20 protein-coding genes are annotated in these 21,715 nt (G+C 46.8%); 6 read left to right on the forward strand and 14 right to left on the reverse strand.

All coding sequences use genetic code 11. The features are described 5' to 3' along the window. Positions 1 to 3: 3 nt before the first annotated feature. From CSH93_RS07690 to CSH93_RS07700, 3 genes are all read right to left on the reverse strand, one after another. Positions 4 to 2,370 carry an ABC transporter permease gene (locus CSH93_RS07690; RefSeq protein WP_100642653.1) on the reverse strand — a complete coding sequence of 789 codons (2,367 nt, stop codon included), beginning with the start codon at positions 2,368 to 2,370 and terminating at the stop codon, positions 4 to 6. Positions 2,371 to 2,372: 2 nt separating this feature from the next. Next, a complete protein-coding gene (locus tag CSH93_RS07695; RefSeq protein WP_100642814.1) occupies positions 2,373 to 3,119 on the reverse strand; it encodes an ABC transporter ATP-binding protein in 747 nt (248 codons plus the stop codon). Between the two features lie 83 nt (positions 3,120 to 3,202). Continuing rightward, complete coding sequence (locus tag CSH93_RS07700) at positions 3,203 to 4,297, reverse strand: helix-turn-helix domain-containing protein (RefSeq protein ID WP_100642654.1); 1,095 nt, start codon at positions 4,295 to 4,297, stop codon at positions 3,203 to 3,205. 179 nt (positions 4,298 to 4,476) lie between these two features. Here CSH93_RS07700 and CSH93_RS07705 point away from each other — a divergent pair, with 179 nt between their 5' ends. Beyond that, the gene (locus CSH93_RS07705) at positions 4,477 to 5,322 is read left to right on the forward strand and encodes a DUF2306 domain-containing protein (RefSeq protein ID WP_240615523.1); all 846 of its coding nucleotides are present in this window, start codon (positions 4,477 to 4,479) and stop codon (positions 5,320 to 5,322) included. Positions 5,323 to 5,327: 5 nt separating this feature from the next. Here the strand turns inward: CSH93_RS07705 and CSH93_RS07710 are convergent, their stop codons facing one another. Next, the gene (locus CSH93_RS07710) at positions 5,328 to 6,119 is read right to left on the reverse strand and encodes a substrate-binding periplasmic protein (RefSeq protein WP_100642655.1); all 792 of its coding nucleotides are present in this window, start codon (positions 6,117 to 6,119) and stop codon (positions 5,328 to 5,330) included. A gap of 171 nt (positions 6,120 to 6,290) precedes the next feature. On the opposite strand from CSH93_RS07710, the gene CSH93_RS07715 reads away from it, so the two are divergent. Then, complete coding sequence (locus CSH93_RS07715; protein WP_100642656.1) at positions 6,291 to 8,222, forward strand: propionyl-CoA synthetase; 1,932 nt, start codon at positions 6,291 to 6,293, stop codon at positions 8,220 to 8,222. Positions 8,223 to 8,232: 10 nt separating this feature from the next. Here the strand turns inward: CSH93_RS07715 and rlmA are convergent, their stop codons facing one another. The 5 genes from rlmA to CSH93_RS07740 form a co-directional block, all read right to left on the reverse strand. Then, positions 8,233 to 9,087 (reverse strand): 23S rRNA (guanine(745)-N(1))-methyltransferase, encoded by an 855-nt coding sequence (rlmA, locus tag CSH93_RS07720; RefSeq protein WP_100642657.1) that lies wholly within the window; start codon positions 9,085 to 9,087, stop codon positions 8,233 to 8,235. 29 nt (positions 9,088 to 9,116) lie between these two features. Next, positions 9,117 to 10,061: a DUF808 domain-containing protein gene (locus tag CSH93_RS07725; RefSeq protein WP_100642658.1), complete on the reverse strand. Its 945-nt coding sequence runs from the start codon at positions 10,059 to 10,061 to the stop codon at positions 9,117 to 9,119. Positions 10,062 to 10,136: 75 nt separating this feature from the next. Further along, the gene (locus CSH93_RS07730; protein ID WP_100642659.1) at positions 10,137 to 10,316 is read right to left on the reverse strand and encodes a hypothetical protein; all 180 of its coding nucleotides are present in this window, start codon (positions 10,314 to 10,316) and stop codon (positions 10,137 to 10,139) included. Positions 10,317 to 10,327: 11 nt separating this feature from the next. Next, positions 10,328 to 10,621, reverse strand: coding sequence for a hypothetical protein (locus CSH93_RS07735; protein WP_100642660.1), 294 nt, complete (start codon positions 10,619 to 10,621; stop codon positions 10,328 to 10,330). A 224-nt stretch (positions 10,622 to 10,845) separates the two neighbouring features. Beyond that, positions 10,846 to 11,568: a hypothetical protein gene (locus tag CSH93_RS07740; protein WP_124748956.1), complete on the reverse strand. Its 723-nt coding sequence runs from the start codon at positions 11,566 to 11,568 to the stop codon at positions 10,846 to 10,848. Positions 11,569 to 11,801: 233 nt separating this feature from the next. On the opposite strand from CSH93_RS07740, the gene glnK reads away from it, so the two are divergent. The 4 genes from glnK (at position 11,802) to CSH93_RS07760 (ending at position 16,207) form a co-directional block, all read left to right on the forward strand. Further along, a complete protein-coding gene (glnK, locus tag CSH93_RS07745; RefSeq protein ID WP_100642816.1) occupies positions 11,802 to 12,140 on the forward strand; it encodes a P-II family nitrogen regulator in 339 nt (112 codons plus the stop codon). A gap of 32 nt (positions 12,141 to 12,172) precedes the next feature. After that, positions 12,173 to 13,411, forward strand: a complete 1,239-nt coding sequence (locus CSH93_RS07750; RefSeq protein ID WP_100642662.1) for an ammonium transporter — start codon at positions 12,173 to 12,175, stop codon at positions 13,409 to 13,411. A 179-nt stretch (positions 13,412 to 13,590) separates the two neighbouring features. After that, positions 13,591 to 15,279 carry a gamma-glutamyltransferase gene (gene ggt / locus CSH93_RS07755; RefSeq protein ID WP_100642663.1) on the forward strand — a complete coding sequence of 563 codons (1,689 nt, stop codon included), beginning with the start codon at positions 13,591 to 13,593 and terminating at the stop codon, positions 15,277 to 15,279. Positions 15,280 to 15,289: 10 nt separating this feature from the next. Continuing rightward, positions 15,290 to 16,207 carry a Dyp-type peroxidase gene (locus CSH93_RS07760; protein ID WP_100642664.1) on the forward strand — a complete coding sequence of 306 codons (918 nt, stop codon included), beginning with the start codon at positions 15,290 to 15,292 and terminating at the stop codon, positions 16,205 to 16,207. On the opposite strand, the gene CSH93_RS07765 is transcribed toward CSH93_RS07760, so the two are convergent. From CSH93_RS07765 to CSH93_RS07785, 5 genes are all read right to left on the reverse strand, one after another. After that, positions 16,197 to 17,300, reverse strand: a complete 1,104-nt coding sequence (locus tag CSH93_RS07765; protein ID WP_420807248.1) for an adenylate/guanylate cyclase domain-containing protein — start codon at positions 17,298 to 17,300, stop codon at positions 16,197 to 16,199. The two genes, CSH93_RS07760 and CSH93_RS07765, sit on opposite strands and share 11 nt — an antisense overlap. Positions 17,301 to 17,316: 16 nt before the next feature. Further along, positions 17,317 to 18,606 carry a glutamate-1-semialdehyde 2,1-aminomutase gene (hemL, locus tag CSH93_RS07770; RefSeq protein ID WP_100642665.1) on the reverse strand — a complete coding sequence of 430 codons (1,290 nt, stop codon included), beginning with the start codon at positions 18,604 to 18,606 and terminating at the stop codon, positions 17,317 to 17,319. 14 nt (positions 18,607 to 18,620) lie between these two features. Continuing rightward, the gene (locus tag CSH93_RS07775) at positions 18,621 to 19,628 is read right to left on the reverse strand and encodes an aspartate carbamoyltransferase (protein ID WP_100642666.1); all 1,008 of its coding nucleotides are present in this window, start codon (positions 19,626 to 19,628) and stop codon (positions 18,621 to 18,623) included. Positions 19,629 to 19,802: 174 nt separating this feature from the next. Then, entirely contained in the window at positions 19,803 to 20,180 is a 378-nt protein-coding gene (locus tag CSH93_RS07780; RefSeq protein WP_100642667.1) for a VOC family protein, read from the reverse strand. A gap of 209 nt (positions 20,181 to 20,389) precedes the next feature. Continuing rightward, positions 20,390 to 21,715, reverse strand: a complete 1,326-nt coding sequence (locus tag CSH93_RS07785) for a S41 family peptidase (protein WP_100642668.1) — start codon at positions 21,713 to 21,715, stop codon at positions 20,390 to 20,392.

Genomic DNA, 21,715 nt, shown 5'->3' on the forward strand with positions numbered 1-21,715 from the left:
TGTTTAATCCCTTGTTTTCAATACTTTAATTAAATCTAAGCTATCTACACGGCGACGAACAATCGCAGCAGAAATTGTTGCCGCCAGAATCACCAGTGCAGTGGCTAAACCATAAGTTGATGTTTCGATGTAAAGCGGTACACGGAACATCTCGGTGTCAAAGGCGGTAGCCATGGAAACCACGAGTAACCAACCGGCGAGGCATCCGAGAGGCAAACCCACAAGGACCAAAAACATGACTTCGCCAAGCAGAATATAGGAGATCTCACCTTTGGAAAAACCCAGTACCCGTAGGGTCGCTAACTCTCTAGCGCGCTCTGACAATGCAATTCGGGTACTGTTGTATACAACGCCAAACGCGAGGGTACTGGCAAGCAGTACAAACATACTGATAAACACCATTAAGTGCTCAATGATGGCGGATTGAAACGCCTCATAAGCGGTTTGTCGCAGCATCACGGAAGATATTTTGGGTGTGCTTTTCAGCGCACTGAACAGTGCATCTTGTTGGGTTTTGTCGATAAGTAAATTAGCGTACTCGAATCGCGGCGATTCCTTCATCAAGGCGTTAAGAGAATGAATATTAATAAACGCGGGCATACCAATATAGGTCTCAAATAAAGCGACAACCGGCAGTGTTAACTGCTGTCTACTGCCTTCGAGCACGTCAACATTCAGGATGTCGCCTTTGTTCACCTTAAGCTTTTGCGCCAAGCGGGAGGATATCACTAAGCCAAATTCGGGCACTGCAATTGCTGTGCGCTGTGCATCATCATAAATAGGTTGTAAATGATTGGAGGGCAGAACCGCACTTATCGCACCGCGATGGGTCACATTGGCGTGATTAAAATCAACCGAAATCATGCGCATAGGTTCAGCTCGCATAACCCCTGGAAGGTTGCTCACATCATGTAGCGTGGCCATATTGACCGATTCAGGCATACCAATCATGACGTCCTGACGTTGCGCCTCAAAGAAATACACGCGCGCGAGATGGTCAAGCGAATCGGTCCACTGCAAATTCATGATAATAAGTCCGCCAGACATGGCAATTCCAGCACAGGTGAATAGCGACCTCACTGGCCAGCGGCGGATCTGTCTCAGCGCGATACGGGTAGGTTGATCCATCCATTTTGTCAGCGCTGCAAATAATGAAAAAGATTGTTTATAAACAGGCGGCGACGGTGGTGTCATTGCTTGAGCAGGCGGCAAGGTTGCTGCTTGTCTCACGGCAGAAAGAGCACCAATCATCACGGCACCCACACAGACTACTCCGCCTAATGATAAGGACGAGAGGCTCGGACGATAGATCAGCAGCGGGAATTTAAACATTTCGGCATACATGACGGTATTCATGCGTCCGAAGGCTGCACCTAACATAGCCCCGATGACCCAACCTATCAGGCATATCAGCAACACCATCTTGGTGTAGTGCCAAATCAGCTGAACACGGCTGTAACCAAAGGCTTTTAATAAGCCAATCTCGGTTCGTTCAGTGGCGATCAAGCGAGATAGCACCATGTTCGTCAGGAAAACCGAGACTAAAATAAAAATGAACGGCAGGATTGTCGCCATGGTGCGCTGCTGCTCGATTTCATTCATCACAAACCAATTCGAAAGTTGATCATCTCGACTGATCGCGCTCACCCCCCCATAGGGCGCTAAGATGTTATCAACTGCTGTGAGGACTTCACTCAAGCGAGCATTGAGCATAAGTTTGATTGCGACCGCATTAAACGCGTTTTCTAGGTCAAATGCGGCTTCAAGTGCTTCACGATTCAACCACATAACGCCAAATCGCTTGTCATCTGGCATCAGCGATCCGGGCCCGATGCTGTAGATGAATTCCGGGCTTAGTGCGTATCCGACAACTCTAAATGAGCGCTTTGTTCCATTCAGCGTCAGGCTGATGGTGTCATTAATGGCTATTCGGTGCGCTTCGGCGAAGGATTCATTGAGAATGATTTCGTCGTTTGCGTTAGGCGATAGCCAGTCCCCTTTGCGCAACACCAATTGATTAAGGCTGGCTTTGCCTTGGGCCGGAGCTGATACAACTTGGCCAACAACCGGCTCATTAAAGCCAACGATATCGACATTGGCATATTGTGTGATACGGGGTTGTACCTGTGCCACGCCGGGAATATTCCTCAATTCAGCAGAGAGTCTTTCAGGGGCTCGTGTGGCATAAGCAAAGACATCAGCGAATTGGTAGCGTTGGTAATAGGCGTCAGTGGTTGCTTTGAGTGCATCCACGGTGGATATCGACATAACAAGCGTGGCAACGCCTGAACCAATTACTAGCGCAATCGCCAGTACTTGTCCGCGCAAGCGCCATAAATCGCGTAATAACTTCTTATTGAGCGGCGTCATGCTTACCAGTCCAAAGCCGCTGCAGGCTGACGCGTTTTATTCACGATAGTGTCTGCAATGACGCCATCAGAGATATGCACAATTCGATCAGCCATGCCGCCGACTACACTGTTGTGGGTAATGACTGCAGTTGACGTTCCGAGCTCTCGATTAATATTCTCAATTGCTTCCAACACCAGAATGCCGGTGTTTTTATCTAATGCGCCGGTGGGTTCGTCACACAACAGTATGTCCGGTTGCTTAGCGATGGCTCTTGCGATGGCAACACGTTGCTGCTCGCCGCCAGACAGTTGGGATGGAAAATGGTGCATCCTATCGCCTAAATTCACCAAATCGAGCGCATCTTTAGGGCTGATAGGGTGTGGCGATATCTCCGTTACCAAGGCGACATTTTCATAAGCCGTAAGGCTGGGGATAAGATTGTAAAATTGAAATACAAAGCCAACATGATTCCGGCGAAAGAGGGTGAGGTCGTTGTCTGAAGCCTGGCTGATATTTTGTTGCCCATAAAATACTTCACCTGATGTAGGCGTATCCAACCCGCCTAAAATATTCAGTAAGGTCGATTTCCCACTGCCTGACGCACCCAGCAATACAATCATCTCGTTAGGATACAAGGCAAAGTCGACGCCACGAAGCGCATGTACATCAACATCACCGGTATGGTAAGTCTTGACGAGTTTATGTGCTTGTAGGATCGGGCTGGCTGTTACTTCCGTGTTAGAAGATGTCGCGTGCTTTGCTTCCATGACCATTGGGCTCGTTTTTTATACCAAGTGTAGTATCTCTTAAGCAGAATTCTAGCCGCTTGATATGGATCAACGAGAGTAAGCTAAGTGCGCTGAATTTGGCCTTCTAGCGATGTATGCATTTCACGATAGTTCAGTGGTGAGCACCCTTCTAGCGACTTAAACGCTCGATTAAAAGACGACACCGTCGAAAACCCGCTCTCGAGGCCCACAACGATAATCGGCCAATGGGCGCTTTCCATCGCGCTCAGTAATTGCTTGGCATGTTCGACCCGGTATTGATTTACTAATGAATTGAAATTTTTGGCCCCTAGCTGATACCGAACAGCCCGGCTGACTTTGTATTCAGACACCGCTAATTGATTCGCAATATCAATAATTTTCAAACTATGGCGTAGATAATAGCGCTCTTGTTGCATTAGCTCGGTAATGGCTTTGGCCGTAGCCAATTCTTCTTCTGATGGCGCTTGCTCAATGGAGCTCTGTGGCGCAACAACCTGTTGAAACTCTTGTTTTGCTGCACGCATACGTCGGCTTTTCACAACTAGCATCGCTTGAGTGGCTAGCATGATCTGAATGGCTGAGAAGGCAACAAAATAGGGGAATAACGCAGCTCGTGACTCCGCTGCAACGAAAGCATTGATGCCGACTGAGCACAATAATACAGGGCTTAAAAACAACGCTGCATATATACGTTGTTGCCATTGTGTGAATGGCGAGTCTGTGTCTTTTCTGACAATTTCCCAAAACGTCAGTAACAGGATGGTAGACGACAACATCTGTGTTATTTCACTCAAGGCCGCTTTGATCGTGGCAAATGTGTCTGCGGGTAATGCGCCAATGCCATTACTGAAGTGTGATAGTTGGTTTAACATAACTAGCAGGGATACTATTCCCGCGACAACCAGATGGATCGGGCGAATGGCATTCTCGCCTCTAAAGGTCGCCCGTGCTATCAGCCATATAACATTGCATGTGCCACACGTGCCCAGTCCCACAATGTATTGGTAGTACCCAAACGCATCGGCGGTTAAATACTTAACCGCAACCATAGAGAGAGAGCCGCAGAAAACCGCGAAGAAAATATGCTCGAGCTTTTTATCTTTGACACTTAACTGCGCGAGCATGAGGGTAATACTGCACCCAAGCATGAACATGTAGGCGAGTTCTGTGGTCATGATAACGGCTCCAAATAGCGAAAGTAAGATTGTAGCAATGTTGCAATGCGACACACGGATTGAATTGTTAACAGATGTGACATTGGTGCCTAAAATGGGTGATCATTTTCCGAATTTGCGCAGATAACGCCTTCAAATCTGCTCACACTGTCTCCTGAAGTTGGTCATCGGGAGAATTTATGAACACTAGAACCACAACTGATAGCACATTCCCAATTGTCGATTGGATGTCTGCACCAAAGGTTACCGCGCAACTCATGAAAGTCTGGGTGGGGTTTATTTGGCTAGGGCAATGGATGTTTGCGGCTTACATTTTCTATCAATTTGCTCAGCCAGCGGTGCTCGGTACCATTGGCGCAGAACATTTTTCTCACATGATTAAAGGGCATGTTGAGAATGACACTATCGGCAATGGCATATTGTTAGGTCATGTCTTGCCCGTTTTGTTGCTCAGTGCTACGGGGATTATGCAGTTAATTCCTGCCATCCGCAGTCGCTTTCCAACATTCCATCGCTGGAATGGCAGAGTATTTTTAACACTAGGGCTTTTGGGCGCGCTCTCGGGTCTTTACTTAACCTGGGGACGTGGCGGACGTTTGAGTGATATCGGCGCACTGGGCGTAACGTTAAATGGCCTGTTAATACCTGTCGCCATCGCCTTAGCCTGGCATTTCGCCTTAAAAAGGGACTTTCGCGCTCACAGGCGTTGGGCTGTGCATGCATTTATACTGGTCAATGGCGTATGGGCCATGCGATTACTGCTAATGGGCTGGTTTATGCTGAATCAAGGCCCTAATGGCAATAATTCCACTATGGATGGGCCTATGGATATGACATTGTCGTTTGCCAGTTATCTATTGCCCATGGCGATCGCTGAGCTGTACTTCGCGATAGAGCGCACAAAAAAGCAAGTGCTCAGATTGTTTGCCAACACTGCGTTATTGATCACAGTATTAATAACAATTCTAGGTGTATCCGCGGCGTCTATGATGATGTGGTTGCCTAGAATAACGGCAGCCATGTAGAAAGATTAGCGGCTGGTGCCTATGGAGGTTGCGGTGGATTGCTCGAGGATCGCCTCGTGCTCACGCCGCAATCGAATAAAGTCACCTTTTCGCACGCCTTCAGCAATTACGGCTTCAAGTTTATCTTTTGATTCATACAAGGAAGACAGCGTGTGAATGGCAACAAAGTACTCAAGTGGCTGACTGATCTGTATCGCTGCTGGGACCAACTCGTTTTGCAGCCCCATTTGATGAATCATGTATTGCGCACTACTTTCAAAATGCACAAAGGTATCGACGCGACCTATTTGCAGCAATCTTATTTTTTGCTCTAAATTAGATACCGTTACGATTGCACTGAATAAATCCTGTGCTCGTGTCAGCATGCTTTCATTATCAATTGTCAGCGCCGCATTCGCCTGTCGAAAGGAATCTTTTGTGGTGTATTTGGAGAAGTCTGCCGCACGCACAAAATAAGTCGATTGAAGGGTTTCATAGCTAGGCTGAAGAAATTCAAATCCCACCTCTTTGTGTAGCGATTTAATCCCAACCATTAAATTAATCTCTCCACTACGTAAGGAGGCGACGCGTCGCGCAAATGGCATGGGGAAAATGTCTAATTCGCATTTCGCTTCTTTGGCGATGTAGTCAAGGTACTTGGCGTGGAGGCCATTGGGGAACTCTGGCGAAACGGAGCTTAAAATTCGGCAGGCATGCGCGTACGAGGTTGCCATAATAGTAACCACGCCGACAAATACTAAACGGTTCACAGCTTTGAAAACCTTAATCGCATACTCCCACAACACGTAATGCGGCATCACGATACATTCAGCATAACGTTATCAACTTTTTTTGCATAAAAAAATGGCTATTCGTTAAAACCGCGAAATCTTGCTGCCAAGCGTCAATGGTTATACGGCTTAAGTCTAATACGTCTCTTGAGCGCTTTGCGCTATGGTTGTAGATAGATAAATCAGCGAGTGTTCCCTATGTCACAGTCTCCGTCTCAATCTTCATACCAAGACGCATACGCAATGTCTGTTAATCAGCCAGAAGCTTTTTGGGCTGAGCAAGCTCAACAGTTACCGTGGTTTAAGCAACCTTCGACCATCTTGAGTCACGATGAAAATGGCATTCCCGTATGGTTTGCCGATGCAGAGTTAAATACCTGCTATATGGCGTTAGATCACCATGTTGAACAAGGGCGTGGCGACCAATTAGCACTTCGTTATGATTCCCCGGTTACGGGTCAGAAGCAGAGTTATACCTATGCACAATTGCTTGATCAGGTAGCTCGATTTGGCCACGTATTGAGTGCTCAAGGTGTTGAGAAGGGCGATCGCGTCATTGTCTATATGCCCATGATAGCCGAGGCTGTCATTGCTATGCTCGCGGTAGCCCGATTGGGGGCGGTTCACTCTGTTGTGTTTGGTGGCTTTTCGGCCAATGAACTTGCCGTTCGTATCGATGATGCAAAGCCTAAATTGATCGTGACGGCATCCTGTGGCATCGAGGTAAACAAGGTTATTGAATATAAACCAATGGTTGACCAAGCCATCCAACAAAGTGAATCAAAGCCACACAGCGTGATTGTATTACAACGGCCAGAATGTCAAGCCAGCATGGTGGTTGACCGCGATATTGACTGGCAACAGGCGATGGCGAAAGCAACACCAGTACCCTGTGTTGCAGTCAAGGGAAGTGATCCGCTATACATACTTTATACCTCTGGTACGACTGGAAAGCCTAAAGGCGTCGTGCGAGACAATGCCGGGCATGCCGTGGCGCTGAATTACTCTATGCAAGCGGTTTATAACATGCGTCCAGGCGACGTATTTTGGGCTGCATCGGATGTTGGATGGGTGGTCGGTCATAGCTATATTGTGTATGCACCATTGATTTACGGCTGTACGACAATTGTGTACGAAGGCAAACCGGTTAAAACACCTGATGCAGGCGCTTTCTGGCGTGTAATAGAAGAGTATGGCGTGAAAGCCGTATTTGCTGCGCCTACCGCTTTTCGAGCGATTAGAAAAGAGGACCCTGCCGGAAAGTTACTGAAGCAATATGATTTGAGCCGTTTACAACACATATTTATGGCTGGAGAGCGACTAGATCCGCCCACGCTTGAATGGGTAACAGAACAAACCGGTAAGCCTGTTATTGACCACTGGTGGCAAACTGAAACGGGTTGGGCCATTGCAGCCAACCTTACCGGCATAGAAGAATTGCCGATAAAACCGGGCTCAGCGACATGCCCTGTACCCGGGTTTCAGGTGGAAATCCTGGATGAGGAGGGGCATCAGCTGGGCCCCAATCAGCAAGGCGCCATTGCTATTAAACTGCCGTTACCACCCAGTTGTTTGGCAACTATTTGGGGCGATCACGAGCGGTTTGAACAGGGCTATTTGAAGCAGTTCCCCGGATATTATTGTTCCGGAGATGGTGGCTATATAGATGATGATGGTTATCTATTTGTGATGGGGCGTACAGATGATGTGATCAACGTTGCAGGGCATCGACTATCGACCGGTGAAATGGAAGAAGTGTTAGCCTCACACCCGGCCGTTGCAGAATGCTCGGTGATCGGTATCGCTGATAGCTTAAAAGGGCAGGTACCCGTAGGGTTCGTATTATTGAAAGATGGCAGTGAAATCGCCGAGGACACGTTGCAACAAGAACTGGTCGCTAAAATTCGTCAAGACATTGGTGCAGTGGCATGTCTTAAGCAAACCTTGATCGTTCCGCGCTTGCCCAAAACACGCAGTGGTAAAATATTACGTAAACTGTTGCGCCAAATCGCCGACAATGAGCCGTTTGTCATACCGTCAACCATAGATGATCCAGAGAGTATTGCAGAAATAACGGCGCTCATGCATCAACACAATATCGGCAAGGCACCTGACAATACCGCTGCTTAAGGTGCAGCGGTTACAGTACGTAGCAGTTGGCTAATTTGCGGTATGTCTTGACCACAAAGTCAGCCGTAACGTGAGTCAGTGACTGCTTGACCTTCGCCAGCTTTTCTGGGGATATGGTCCAGTAAAATGGCGTCATCATTAGCAACTGTTCTCGAATTTCGGGCGTTGTTAAATGTATCTTGAACGACAGTTGTTCATTCGTTTCAAGTTGAAAACCGCTGTGTTCTTCAACTTTCACCGTGTGTAGCTCAGGTGTGTCGTAAATCAGCGCTTTCAGCTCAAATAAATGTTTTTGGTTGGGCTCGACCGTTATCCAAATACCTTCATTGACTAAAATGCGATGCACCTCTTTGGCCGACGAGGGCGCAAATACCTGAAATGCGGCGGAGATACTGTGTGAGGCTATGGGTACATGAAATGTGCTGGCAACAGCAAAATGTAAGTGTGGTGATTGCTTGGCCGCTTTTTGAATAGCTGGCTTGGAAATATCGATCCCCCAACCTTGATTTTCAATATTGGCATCACTTAGCTGTTGGGTTATGTGACGCAAATAATAACCTTCGCCGCAGCCGATATCGAAGAGGGTACTCATGCCATCGCTATGGTAGGTTTGAATATGCTCCGCGATGCGTGTTGCAAGCGGTTGGTAATGCTGGGCGTTAAGAAAGTGTTGACGCGCCATAACCATGGCTTTTGAGTCACCGGGATCTTTACTTTTTTTGTGTTGTGCCGGTAATAGATTGACGTAACCTTCTTTGGCGATATCGAAACTGTGGTGATTGGCGCATACCCAGCGCGAGGATTCGTGCAGTAGGGTTGATTGGCAAAGAGGGCATTGCCATAGATTAAACTGGCTATCTTTCATATTCGAATAATTATCTTAAGTGCTGAATATCAATCTTTAAATGTCGCTACAGCGCGTTGCCAGAGCATGACCATCGCAAGTACAGCAAAACCGGCTGCGACACCTAATAAACCTTCGCTTCCGAACGATACCAAACCGGATAGTACGCCATTTAACGATCCTGCAAACTCCGTAAAAGGTTCGAGCCAATGGTGAATAAAACCGACGTAGTGAGCGAGTATTCCCCCGCCGACTAAAAACATTGCAATCGTACCGACTACCGATAATGTTTTCATTAATAGTGGTGCAATGATCAGTAGAAGCCGTCCGCTAGCCCTTTTTAGGCTTTGCATTGAACCCGACAAAGAGGCGCGGAGTAGGGCCAAACCTGCATCATCCAATTTAACGATGAGGGCAACAAACCCGTAAACACCCACAGTAAATAGAATCGCCAGTGCGCTTAATACCGTGATTTGATTGCTTAATGATGTCTCTTGCAATGTGCCTAAAATGATAACAATGATCTCCGCTGACAAAATAAAGTCAGTGCGGATCGCGCCTTTTATTTTCTCCCGCTCCAACTCCAATAAAGAGGCCGCGTCTATGGCATTGAGTTGGGCCAAGTGTTCATTTGCTTCTTCCGTCGAATGACCTGAGCGGGCTTGCCACATATGAATAAGCTTTTCCGCTCCCTCAAAGCACAGGTACAGCCCACCTAAAACCAGTAGATAGTTAACCAAAACAGGAACAAATGCGCTGATGACCAGTGCACTGGGCACTAAAATTAGCTTGTTAAGAAAGGAACCCTTGGCAACAGCCCAAACAACGGGCAATTCGCGATCAGCCTTTACGCCAGATACTTGCTCTGCATTGAGCGCAAGATCATCACCTAACACACCAGCGGTTTTCTTTGCCGCAACTTTTGATAATACAGCGATATCATCTAGAACGGTGGCGATATCATCGAGCAGAGTAAGGAGGCTGCCTGCTGCCATGTGGGGATCTCAAATTTTTTCGCTAGCATACCGTAGCGACTTGGGGAATTCAAAGACGGCTGCGAGTCGCCGAGATTAACGACTCGCGTTATGCAATGCGAACGATTGAGATGTTGACTGATTCAACTGGCTGATTCTAATGATGTTATTGCTTAACTTACGTGTTTGAGTTAATGCCGCAATGGTTAGCCCTGCAACCACGAAAGCCGCGATGGGTACCATTAAGATCACAAGTAATACTAATGGGTCAATCATAATCGTAAACCTTATTCTGCGCCTTTATTAAGCTGTTTGCGTGCTTGCGCTTCGCTAAGCTCAGTTACTTTAACGGTTGCGACCAACGTAGTGTCAGCATCTGAATCGAGCTCAAATCGATATGCGATGTTGGCAACACTTTCGCTAGTGCCATTATTTAATTCGTACTTAGTGACGGCTACCTGGTTGGCAACGACTGAATCTAGATACTGTTCCAAAGATGAATCATGTGCATTTGCTGCAAAGCCAACTGATGAAAGTAATGTAACGGCTACGGCAGCTTTTAAAGTTGATAAACGTGTCATGGTTATGTCCTCAATAAAAAATATAAAACTGCTCTCTCATTACTGCTTGGCAGTTGTACTACTAAGTCGTATGAACTATTGCGATAGTTGTGCCAAACTGAAAATAATTTTTAAGTAATTGAAAAATATAAGATTTAAATTAATTGATTGAGTGGGTGTTAAGCGCAGGAATATTCCTTTTGCCAAAATGTGCGTAAATTGACCAATGGATTTGGCAAAATAGACTACTGTTTCTTTTCGATGCGCTTATTGATAAAGGTGTCGATGTCAGATTCCTCTCGACACCGTAGCGTGCCCCCTGCAATTTGACTGACCATGCGTAAAATATTGACGGTGGTATTGTCGCACGCCACTATCTTTTGCTTAACGACGGGCTCATTGCTGGGTTCCTGATAGGCCGGAATATTCAAATCAGGCGAGGTTTTTTGTTGCTGATAGCCTTGGCTAGCTTCGCGGGCGGTTTGGATTTGTTGTTGGGAGTGCAATTGACCCAAATGCCTATTCAACATATCACGTGTCGATGTCGATCTCGGAGAACGTTGTGAAGGGGAGCCGTTGTCGACAGCAGGTAGGTCTTCTTGTGTTCGTGTTTGTGTTGTAGGTATTGGTTGCGCCGACGGCTCAGGCTCCCTCAATTGAGTCGTTTTTTCTGCTGCCGTACTCGTTTGCTCAACCTCCTCGGACAATGCTTTTTCTGTCGCGTCGGCACTCTCCACTTCAGCTTTGTCATATTCGCTCTCTTTAATGACTGCTTCAGGAAGAGTCGGATACACGATACGTGCCCGGATAGTCTCAGGCTCGGTGACGTTAGGAGTCGTGGCATCCATTGTGGATTTGCTTAATACCGCAATGATTAAGCTATGCAAGGCTATGGAGACAACAATAAATATCAGTAGCGAGCGATTCACCTCGACCGATTTTAGTGGGGGATGTTGGGGGGCTGTCATTTCCATGATGTCTGAGAGCCGAAGGATGAATTTTAGTTCCCGACGCAATGCGACTTATTGGTGCACTATTTTGGTGCATTTTAAAGGTGCAGATCAAAAATAGTGCAAATATTAGGCGTGGTTATAGGTGCTAGCTGCATAACTATATGAATTTGCTGCATAAAAATTATGGCACGGGACTTGTGAGAGATAAGGCAAAACAACAGAAATACACAATCCTGTGGGAGCAATCTATGAAACTAGTAACCGCCATCATAAAGCCGTTCAAGCTTGATGATGTTAGAGAGGCAATCTCTGAAATTGGAATTGACGGATTAACCGTAACGGAAGTTAAGGGTTTTGGTCGTCAGAAAGGGCACACCGAGCTTTATCGTGGTGCCGAGTATCAAGTCGATTTCCTGCCAAAAGTTAAATTGGAAATTGCAGTACTTGACGATCAAGTAGAACGATTGGTGGAAGCCATCGTTGGGGCAGCCAAAACCGGCAAGATCGGTGACGGCAAAGTGTTTGTATATGACCTCAATCAGGCAGTGCGTATCCGTACCGGTGAAGCTGATGCTGAAGCGCTGTAACGTCAGAATTTAGAATTGCGGAGAACTCAACAATGGAAATCACATTCGAACTTGGGTATGCATTAGATACCTTTTACTTCCTAATTTGCGGTGCACTGGTTATGTGGATGGCCGCTGGTTTTGCCATGCTAGAAGCTGGCTTGGTTAGAACCAAAAACACCACAGAAATTTTAACTAAAAACGTAGCTTTGTATGCGATTGCATCAATCATGTACTTAGTGTGCGGTTACGAATTAATGTATGGCGGTGGCTTTTTCCTTGATGGCCTAATGGCTGACGGTGCTACTGGCGTAGCAGAAGACCCAGCAACTTATGCACCTTCTGCAGACTTCTTTTTCCAAGTGGTATTCGTAGCGACTGCGATGTCAATCGTCTCTGGTGCGGTGGCTGAGCGTATGAAGCTGTGGGCTTTCTTATTGTTCGCTGTTGTTATGACGGGCTTTATCTATCCAATGGAAGGTGCTTGGACGTGGGGCGGCAACGCTGTGTTTGGTATGTACACGCTTGGCGACCTTGGTTTTAGTGACTTCGCTGGCTCGGGTATTGTACACATGGCAGGTGCTGCTGCAGCGTTAGCCGGTGTGCTTGTGCTAGGTGCTCGTAAAGGTAAATACGGCGCAGATGGCAGTGTTAAAGCGATTCCTGGTGCGAATTTACCACTGGCAACATTGGGTACTTTCATCCTTTGGATGGGCTGGTTTGGTTTCAACGGCGGTTCTGTGTTGGCAACCGCGACGGTCGAAAGTGCAAATAGCGTTGCAGTCGTATTCTTAAACACCAATGCAGCTGCTGCTGGTGGATTGGTTGCTGCACTACTATTAGCACGCATCATGTTTGGTAAAGCCGATTTAACCATGGCGTTAAATGGTGCGCTTGCGGGTCTTGTTGCGATTACCGCTGAGCCGAGCACACCAACTGCACTGCAAGCGACTTTGTTCGGTGCGTTAGGTGGTGTTTTAGTAGTATTCAGCATCGTTGGTTTGGACAAATTGAAGATCGACGATCCTGTAGGTGCTATTTCAGTTCACGGCGTTGTTGGCTTACTCGGTCTATTGCTAGTGCCGGTAACTAACGGTGACTCAAGCTTTTCTGGCCAAATCATCGGTGCACTAACAATCTTCGTTTGGGTGTTCGTAACAAGCTTAGTGGTATGGTTAGTACTGAAAGCGATTATGGGTATCCGCGTCTCTGAAGAAGAAGAGTTTGAAGGTGTAGACCTAAGTGAATGTGGTCTAGAGGCCTACCCAGAATTTACGAGTGGCCGTAGCTAATCGTAAAAGTAAAAAGCGTTTCTGACAGGCACATGCGCTAAACAATAACTATAAGGCCTGCTCACCTGACTTAGCCCCGCGATGCGGGGCTTTTTTATGTCGATTGATTGTCAACGTAGCAAATAGCGGTTGATGCCGTTATATTAATCAATAAGTTGCACCAAACGAGATCCTACTCAATGACTGTTCGCTTTTTTGTTTTTGTATTGGCACTTTCGCTTATTAACCCGTTATTTGCTTATGATCGCATCACTGGGGAAATGTTCGCTTCGCGTTCAGAAGTGCTAGCGCGTAACGCCATGGCAGCAACAAGTCAGCCGCTTGCGACTCAAGTCGCTTTAGATGTTATGGAGCGTGGGGGAAATGCCATCGATGCGGCGATTGCTGCGAACGCTATGTTGGGATTAGTTGAACCAACAGGCTGTGGGATCGGAGGAGATTTATTTGCCATTGTATGGGATGCTGAAACGCAGCAGCTGTATGGCTTAAATGCATCTGGGCGCTCTCCGCAAGAACTGACGCTTGACTATTTTAAACAAAACAATCTGACCTCGATCCCTAAATTTGGCCCACTTCCGGTATCGGTTCCTGGCGCGGTAGACGGTTGGTTTCAGCTGCATGAACGTTTTGGCAGCATCCCCATGACGGCAATTCTGGCCCCTGCCATTACCTATGCGAAAGAAGGATTCCCAGTATCAGAACTGATTGCCTACTATTTTGAAATGAATAAGGCGCGTATTGGTCAGTATCCCGGATTTGCCGATGTATACATGCCTACGGGTGATGTACCTAAAAAAGGTGATATTTTTGCCAACCCTAATTTGGCGGCAACCTATGAGAAAATTGCAACCGGTGGCCGAGATGCCTTCTATAAAGGCGATATTGCTAGAAGCATTGCCGCATATATGAAAGCGCAGGGCGGATTCTTAGCTTATGAAGATTTAGCAGCGCACACATCTGAGTGGGTCACGCCGGTGTCTACCAACTATCGTGGGTACGATGTTTGGGAGTTGCCACCAAACGGCCAAGGGATTGCGGCGTTGCAAATTCTCAACATCCTTGAACAGTATGACATTAAAGGGATGGGATTTGGCTCTGCTGAGTATGTGCATACATTTGTCGAAGCGAAAAAACTGGCGTTTGAAGATAGGGCAAAATTTTATGCCGACCCAGCCTTTAGCCAAGCCCCTGTTGATTGGTTGATCTCCAAACCCTACGCACAACAACGGCGCCAACTTATCGATGACAAAAAGGCTGCAAAACGCTATGACGCTGGGCGTTATGAGGGTGACACCATTTATTTAACCGTGGCTGACCAACAAGGCAACATGGTGTCGCTTATTCAAAGCAATTATCGTGGTATGGGCTCTGGCATGACGCCACCCGATTTAGGTTTTGTGCTGCAAAACCGTGGCGAAATGTTTACTTTACAAGAAGGGCACGCAAACGTGTATGCCCCCAAAAAGCGCCCATTTCATACCATCATTCCCGCGTTTGTTACGCATAAAGGGAAACCATGGCTAAGCTTTGGTGTAATGGGGGGAGGAACACAGCCCCAAATGCATGCTCAGATCATGGTGAATTTGCTCGATTTTGGCATGAATTTGCAAGAAGCGGGCGATGCACCGAGGGTCTTACACAGTGGTTCTAGCCAGCCAACGGGTGAGAAAATGGTGGATGGCGGTTACGTCAGTCTTGAGTCGGGTTTTTCACCACAGGTAAGACGCCAATTGATGGAAATGGGACATGAGCTAACGGATAAAGTAGGCGTTTATGGTGGCTATCAAGCGATAATGCGCGATCCTAAAAGCGGTGTATACTACGGCGCGTCTGAATCACGCAAAGATGGGCAAGCGGCTGGTTTTTAATGGATAAACGATGACACAACCACAAAAGGGCGTATGCGCTGAGCCCAACTTACATGCACAATATTTATTGTTAAACGTGGTCGATGAAGATACTCATGCGATTCGCGCAAAGTTAGCACGAACGTTAGAATTGTTTGATCACTATGATAATGAACATTATGAAGCGATGGTCACGGGAGTGATTGCCATAGGTGTGCATTATTGGCCTGAAGTGTATCCAGAAGCTTACCCCACTGAACTCAGTCCGTTCCCCGATATGCAATGTGAAGACCGTTGTGCACCTTCAACACCCTGTGATGTGTTTATTCAGATCCGTGCTGATCGTCAGGATATTTGTTTTGAGCTGGGGCTCGAGATCATGGAGCTATTTCGCATTCATGTGGATATGGTTGAGCATGTGCATGCCTTTCGTTATCTGGATGGGCGTGATTTTACCGGCTTTCTCATTGCGCCTGATAATCCTCGTGGAATGAAAAAGCTAGACATCACCATTGTCGGCGATGACGATCCGGAATTCGCTGGGGGCAGCTACATTCATGTGCAACGCTTTCGACACGACTTTCGTCGTTGGCAGTCACTGACCGAGAGACAAAAAGAACAGATCATGGGGGTTACCCGTGAGCATCACAGAGAAAGTCCGGAAGCCAATGCCAGTTCTCACTATGTGCGTATGCAGGCGTTGGACGCGGATGGTAAAACGGTTCCACTGCTGGACCAGTCAATGCCCTACGGTGATATGAATGAGCAGGGGTTATTTAGAGTGACTTGTTCTGCTGTTGGGCCAGCCTTTAAACAACAACTCCACAGTCGAATATTTGGCGACGAAAACGGTGACTATGATCGTTTGTTAGATTTCACTGTCGCGGAAACGGGATCAGCGTTCTTTGCGCCTTCCATAACCTTTATTCGTGAACAGGCTATAAAGTAAAAGCACCATCCCAATCATCGGGGAGACTTAATTTTTTATATCGATGACAGACATCGATATGATGGAAAACCAATGGGTCGTCCGGAGAGGTTGCGAGAGCCTCGTGCAATAAGTCCAATGCATCTTCAAAACGTTGTTCGATACGGGCCTTTAAGCTGGACTCGATAAGATCAGCGACAACTAAACGTTGTTCTTGCTGCTCTTTAGACAAATGCCCCAACACCTCAAATATCTTGATAGGCGCTTGCCTACCGCGAACTTTTACCCAATCCAATGTGCGATATGTCACTGATTTATTGGCTGCTGTCGTAAGTAATTGTTCACTTACCACTATATCCGCATGATAAAGAGGCGCGAGTGCCTCTAATCGATTTGCGATATTCACACTGTCGCCAATAACCGTTGTATCCATGCGGTCATCTGAGCCTACCGTACCGATGATAACGGCGCCAAAGTGAATACCGATACCAATTTTGATTGGTTCATAACCCGATTTTGCACGGTGGTGGTTGTATACCGCGAGGGCTTTATTCAGATCTATCGCGGCGCGCAGTGCATCGTTGGCTTTGTCTTCTGGGCGTCCATTGGGATGGTCAAACAATGCCATAATCGCATCACCGATAAACTTATCGATAAAGCCGCCATTCTGGTGGATTGGGTCATTCATTCTGAGGAAATAGGAGTTCAAGAACTTCATCAGTTCTTGTGGTTTCATTTTCTCTGAAAGACCGGTAAAACCGCGAATGTCGCAAAATAGGATCGCCACGTCATCTTCATCCGCTCGACCTAACTCCAAGCTACTAGAGCCATGTTTAGCAAAATGATCGACAAACTGCCGAGGGACAAATTTCTGGAACGTTTGTGTGAGGCGCAGGGCTTCATCGGCCTTATCCTGAAAGCGCGTTTGTTCTAACAGCAAGTCATCAGGTACTTCGGCTGGCACAGGTTGAATCAAGCTATTCGATAATACAACGCCCTCATTAGAGGCTGCAGCATTGTCATTTGATTGAGATGGACGGCGCTTGAGCAGCAATAGCGTAACGACGATACTGTATATCGCTAATATGACTAAACCCCAAACAATCATGTCCATCTCTACCTATGCCTCGCTACATCGCCGCTACTTTGGCAAATGCTTTATCAGCAGCTGCAAGTGTAGCATCGATAATATCAGCTGTATGTGCTTTTGAAACAAAGCCTGCTTCATAAGATGCCGGCGCAAGATAAACCCCTTCATCGAGCATAGCGTGATAAAACACATTAAACTGTTTCGTATTACAGTTTATGGCTTGCTGATAATTGGTCACTTTTGGCACGTCGGTAAAGAAAATACCAAACATGCTACCTGCGATATTATAGGTCATGGGAATGCCATGTGCATGAGCAAGCTCAGTTAATCCTTTTGCTAGTCGTTCCGTTTGCGCGAAAATCTGGTTATACATATTCTCATCGCGTAATTGCCTCAACGCAGCAAGGCCTGCCGCCATCGCGACGGGATTCCCTGACAATGTGCCGGCTTGATAGATGGGGCCTGTTGGGGCTACGTATTCCAAGATCTTACGTTTACCACCGAAAGCACCCACCGGCATGCCACCACCGATCACTTTACCCAAGCAGGTTAGGTCCGGTTCTACTTGGTAGCGTTGTTGCGCGCCACCTGGGGCGACTCGAAAACCGGTCATCACTTCATCGAATATAAGCACGGCACCGTATTCGTCACAAATTGAGCGCAGCCCTTCTAGAAAGCCTTCAATCGGTGGAATACAGTTCATGTTACCTGCTACCGGCTCAACAATGATGCACGCAATATCATCACCGTGCTGCTCAAACGCTTCACGCACACTGTCTAGGTTATTAAACTCAACGGTTAGCGTGTGTTTGGCAAAATCTTCGGGAACGCCGGGTGAGCTGGGTACGCCCAATGTCAACGCACCGCTGCCGGCTTTAACTAACAAAGCGTCAGCATGGCCGTGATAACAGCCTTCAAATTTAAGTGTTTTGTTGCGATTCGTGTAGCCACGAGCAAGGCGTATTGCTGACATGGTAGCTTCTGTACCCGAATTCACCATGCGCACCATTTCCATGGAAGGCACTATTTCACTGACCAACTCAGCCATGATGATCTCCGCTTCAGTCGGCGCACCGAAACTCAAGCCATTGGCCGCCGCTGCGATGACGGCTTCACGGATGTCATCATTATTGTGCCCCAATACCATTGGGCCCCATGATTGAATGTAATCGATATAGCGTTTGCCATCGACATCGTAGATATAAGGGCCATCTGCTTTGGTAATAAAACGTGGGGTTCCGCCAACGGCTTTAAATGCGCGCACCGGAGAATTAACCCCACCTGGGATTGTTTTTTGTGCACGGGTGAAAAGTACTTCTGATTTTTGCATGGAATAAAGATCTCTTACTTATTGGTGTACCAGACGACGTCTCTATCGTAGTTACTGACAATATTTTCTACCCCAAGGGTCAGCGCAAACAGAGCCATGCGTACGAGTACACCGTTATCTGTTTGTCTGAATATGGCTAAATTGGGGTTAAGGTTTAAATCATTGTCTAATTCGTTGGCTTCCGCGCGCGAGTCACGCGGTAGCGGATGCATGATAACGGTATTGGACTTAAAGTGTTTGGTATATATATTCTGATTCAAACGAAACTTGCCGCGGTAACGATTGGCTTCTTCCTGCGAAGCAAAGCGCTCTTCCTGAATACGAGTTTGATAACAAATATCAGCGCTAACACTGCCACTCAATTGGTCTGTGATTGTGACTTCATGACCATGCGCCGTAATGACGTCTACGACACTGTCAGGCATGGCTAATTCGGTTGGCGATATCAGTGTGAAGTGAACCTTCTTGAACAAGGCGAGTAACTTGGACAACGAATGCACAGTGCGGCCATGCTTTAAATCACCAATCATGGCAATGTGCAAATTGTCGATATTGGCGCCATGAGCGCGTAATTCTTTATCGATTGTGTATAGATCTAACAGCGCCTGAGTAGGGTGTTCGTTGGCTCCATCGCCACCGTTGATGACCGGTACACGACTGCCTTCAGCGAACTCAGCAACAGAACCTGACTGAGGGTGACGCATGGCAATAATATCAGAATAGCCACTGAGCACTCGAGCCGTATCAAACAGTGATTCGCCCTTGGCGAGCGCAGAAGAGCTCATACCGGTGGTTTCGCGTACCTCTCCACCTAGCAAATTAAAAGCCGTGCCAAAACTGACGCGGGTTCGTGTGCTGGCTTCAAAAAATAGGTTACCCAGAATGGCACCGTTTAATACGGTTGTGCGTTTCTGTCTTAGTGCATAGGGTTGCATGCTATCAGCGACCCTAAATACCTGCTCGATGGCTGCGCGGTCAAACTGTTCGACTGAAAGAATATGTTGGCCGGTAAAAGAATTCATCGCGATTTAATACTCAAGGACATAAACCCGACAATTGTATCAAGTAAAATCGCATTCGTCGTTAATCAGACATCAACTTTCGTTGATTGAGGTCAACATGGATCCGTTATTCATTTGTATGCATGGAGCAAACGGAGATGGATAATACCAGCTGCTATAGTGCCAGCGTAATAGCTAGGGGATAAATCTGGCACTTTCGCGGATACTGATAGGGTTGCCATCAGGGTCGACACACCTGACAATCGTGCCCCAGTCATTGTCTATCAACTTCGCCTTTGGATCATGGTGCTTTGCTTCCTCAAATGCCGCGTATATGTCTTCAACGTTGAAACGCAGAATTGTGGGACTTTGCGACAGGGTTTTTTCTGTGTCACTGGCAACTCCTCCGGTTTCAATCATCAAATAAGCTCCGCCGAACTCAAGACAGGTTAACCTGAAGTCACCCTCAACTTTTGAGAATTCTTGCTGAAGTCCAAATAAAGATTGATAAAAGGAAACGCACGCGTCGAAATGGGCGACGTTTAAAATGATCCCGCAGCGTTGTATATTCAAAATGACTCCCTCTATATGGTCAGGAAAAAGGCAGTCGACATATAGTCGCTTCCAATACAGTTCTAAACTCTACTGTGCGATATATGCGACTGCAAAGGTCCCCCTGAGTTCAAAGACTATACCTGTACAATGCGTTTGATTAGACGCTTAAAGTTCAAAATTCATAGCTCGACGTTCAAAACCTAGACGCCTTCATTAAGCGAGTCGTACTATGATTCGATAATGACGTTTGGTGGGCGTTTTGCCCTGAATACCTGTACCGCCCATTTTCCATTGGTCTTGATAAACCTGAATTGGCGTTGAATGGATCTATCATCGTAAAAATACCCATCATGCAATGTTTGAAGCTTAACCCAAGGCAATTCTCTGAAAGACATCCACAGTTCACCGTTGCGTGGGCTAAACCTAAATTCTTCAAAATGTTGGTTTTCATCAATATCGGGTAACACTGGTTGCTGCTTAGGTGGATCGATTTCAGCTGCTACTACTCTTTGTAGCCATTGCAAGTAATCCGTTTGCGATGGATTTTTGTCATTTTCTAGCATCAGTTGCTGCAATGCTGCCAGGTAAGCAACATGAAACGCCGAATCAGCCGACACGGCTATATCAGGCAGGATCCCTTTGCCTTCCTCATACATGTCATGTGTAACGGCATTGGCCATTTCTATCCTGGGGATCCGAAGATAAAAGTCGTCATTTAAAACTACTGGGTCGAACGCTTTACCACCGCCATATGTACGTTCTCCAACGATGGTAGCACGGTCGAAAGCTTTCAAATGATAGGTGACATGTTCAGCCAAACTAAAGGTTGTACCGCTGGTGAGAATATAGAGAGGTTTATCAAAGAAGCGTGCGCCCTTAACTTGATTGTCTGTCATCAGTGTTTCTTGACTGCCCTTCCAGCGCTCATAGCGAGTAGCGAAATGGACAGGTTCGGGGCCCAAAAAATAGCCTAAAAATAACGGCAAGATGCGACTATTCCCGCCGCCATTACGACGTAGGTCCAGAATAATAATGTGTGAGCTACTGAGAAAATTCATTGCGCTCTCAAATACCGGAGCACTTTCATCGACAAAACCATCAAAGTAACTCATTTCTATGTAACCTATATCCCCGTCAAGCACACGAAGTTGCCGGATACCAAAGTTTTCGGCGACTGATTCGGCTAGGCGATGCTGATAGTTTTCTTTGTTCTGAGTTCGTGCGGCGTCATTTACTTTTGCCTTTTCGCGGATGCGATAACGCTCAACATCCTTTGGGGCGAATACGATACCAATGTGATTATCGCCTGATACTTGCCGCAAGGCTTTAGACAACTTTTGAGCGAATGCTTGCTTGTCTTCAGACGTTGCGTAATACGCTATAAAATCGGGCTGCTTGATCTGTTGGGCAACCTCTTGCCCAATAGTTTCAGAATATAATTGTGTCTCAATGATGTCCGCGGCGCTGAGGATGACGTCTTTAAATTCATTCTCGTTGGCGACGCTTGTCTGAGTGTTAAGCATAACAGCCAAGGCAAAAATGTACGGTTTCAT

Source organism: Neoalteromonas facilis (genome assembly GCF_002807665.1).
In the GTDB taxonomy this organism is placed as follows: domain Bacteria; phylum Pseudomonadota; class Gammaproteobacteria; order Enterobacterales; family Alteromonadaceae; genus Alteromonas_E; species Alteromonas_E facilis.

Bases quoted from the DNA above. Each gene is read 5' to 3' on its own strand.
- CSH93_RS07690 (WP_100642653.1), bottom strand. From the start codon at position 2,370: ATGACGCCGCTCAATAAGAAGTTATTACGCGATTTATGGCGCTTGCGC.
- CSH93_RS07775 (WP_100642666.1), bottom strand. From the start codon at position 19,628: ATGAATTCTTTTACCGGCCAACATATTCTTTCAGTCGAACAGTTTGAC.
- hemL (WP_100642665.1), bottom strand. From the start codon at position 18,606: ATGCAAAAATCAGAAGTACTTTTCACCCGTGCACAAAAAACAATCCCA.
- CSH93_RS07715 (WP_100642656.1), top strand. From the start codon at position 6,291: ATGTCACAGTCTCCGTCTCAATCTTCATACCAAGACGCATACGCAATG.
- ggt (WP_100642663.1), top strand. From the start codon at position 13,591: ATGACTGTTCGCTTTTTTGTTTTTGTATTGGCACTTTCGCTTATTAAC.
- CSH93_RS07705 (WP_240615523.1), top strand. From the start codon at position 4,477: ATGAACACTAGAACCACAACTGATAGCACATTCCCAATTGTCGATTGG.
- rlmA (WP_100642657.1), bottom strand. From the start codon at position 9,087: ATGAAAGATAGCCAGTTTAATCTATGGCAATGCCCTCTTTGCCAATCA.
- CSH93_RS07735 (WP_100642660.1), bottom strand. From the start codon at position 10,621: ATGACACGTTTATCAACTTTAAAAGCTGCCGTAGCCGTTACATTACTT.
- CSH93_RS07750 (WP_100642662.1), top strand. From the start codon at position 12,173: ATGGAAATCACATTCGAACTTGGGTATGCATTAGATACCTTTTACTTC.
- CSH93_RS07760 (WP_100642664.1), top strand. From the start codon at position 15,290: ATGACACAACCACAAAAGGGCGTATGCGCTGAGCCCAACTTACATGCA.
- CSH93_RS07785 (WP_100642668.1), bottom strand. From the start codon at position 21,715: ATGAAACCGTACATTTTTGCCTTGGCTGTTATGCTTAACACTCAGACA.
- CSH93_RS07730 (WP_100642659.1), bottom strand. From the start codon at position 10,316: ATGATTGACCCATTAGTATTACTTGTGATCTTAATGGTACCCATCGCG.
- CSH93_RS07695 (WP_100642814.1), bottom strand. From the start codon at position 3,119: ATGGAAGCAAAGCACGCGACATCTTCTAACACGGAAGTAACAGCCAGC.
- CSH93_RS07765 (WP_420807248.1), bottom strand. From the start codon at position 17,300: ATGGACATGATTGTTTGGGGTTTAGTCATATTAGCGATATACAGTATC.
- CSH93_RS07740 (WP_124748956.1), bottom strand. From the start codon at position 11,568: ATGACAGCCCCCCAACATCCCCCACTAAAATCGGTCGAGGTGAATCGC.
- CSH93_RS07710 (WP_100642655.1), bottom strand. From the start codon at position 6,119: ATGCCGCATTACGTGTTGTGGGAGTATGCGATTAAGGTTTTCAAAGCT.
- glnK (WP_100642816.1), top strand. From the start codon at position 11,802: ATGAAACTAGTAACCGCCATCATAAAGCCGTTCAAGCTTGATGATGTT.
- CSH93_RS07700 (WP_100642654.1), bottom strand. From the start codon at position 4,297: ATGACCACAGAACTCGCCTACATGTTCATGCTTGGGTGCAGTATTACC.
- CSH93_RS07725 (WP_100642658.1), bottom strand. From the start codon at position 10,061: ATGGCAGCAGGCAGCCTCCTTACTCTGCTCGATGATATCGCCACCGTT.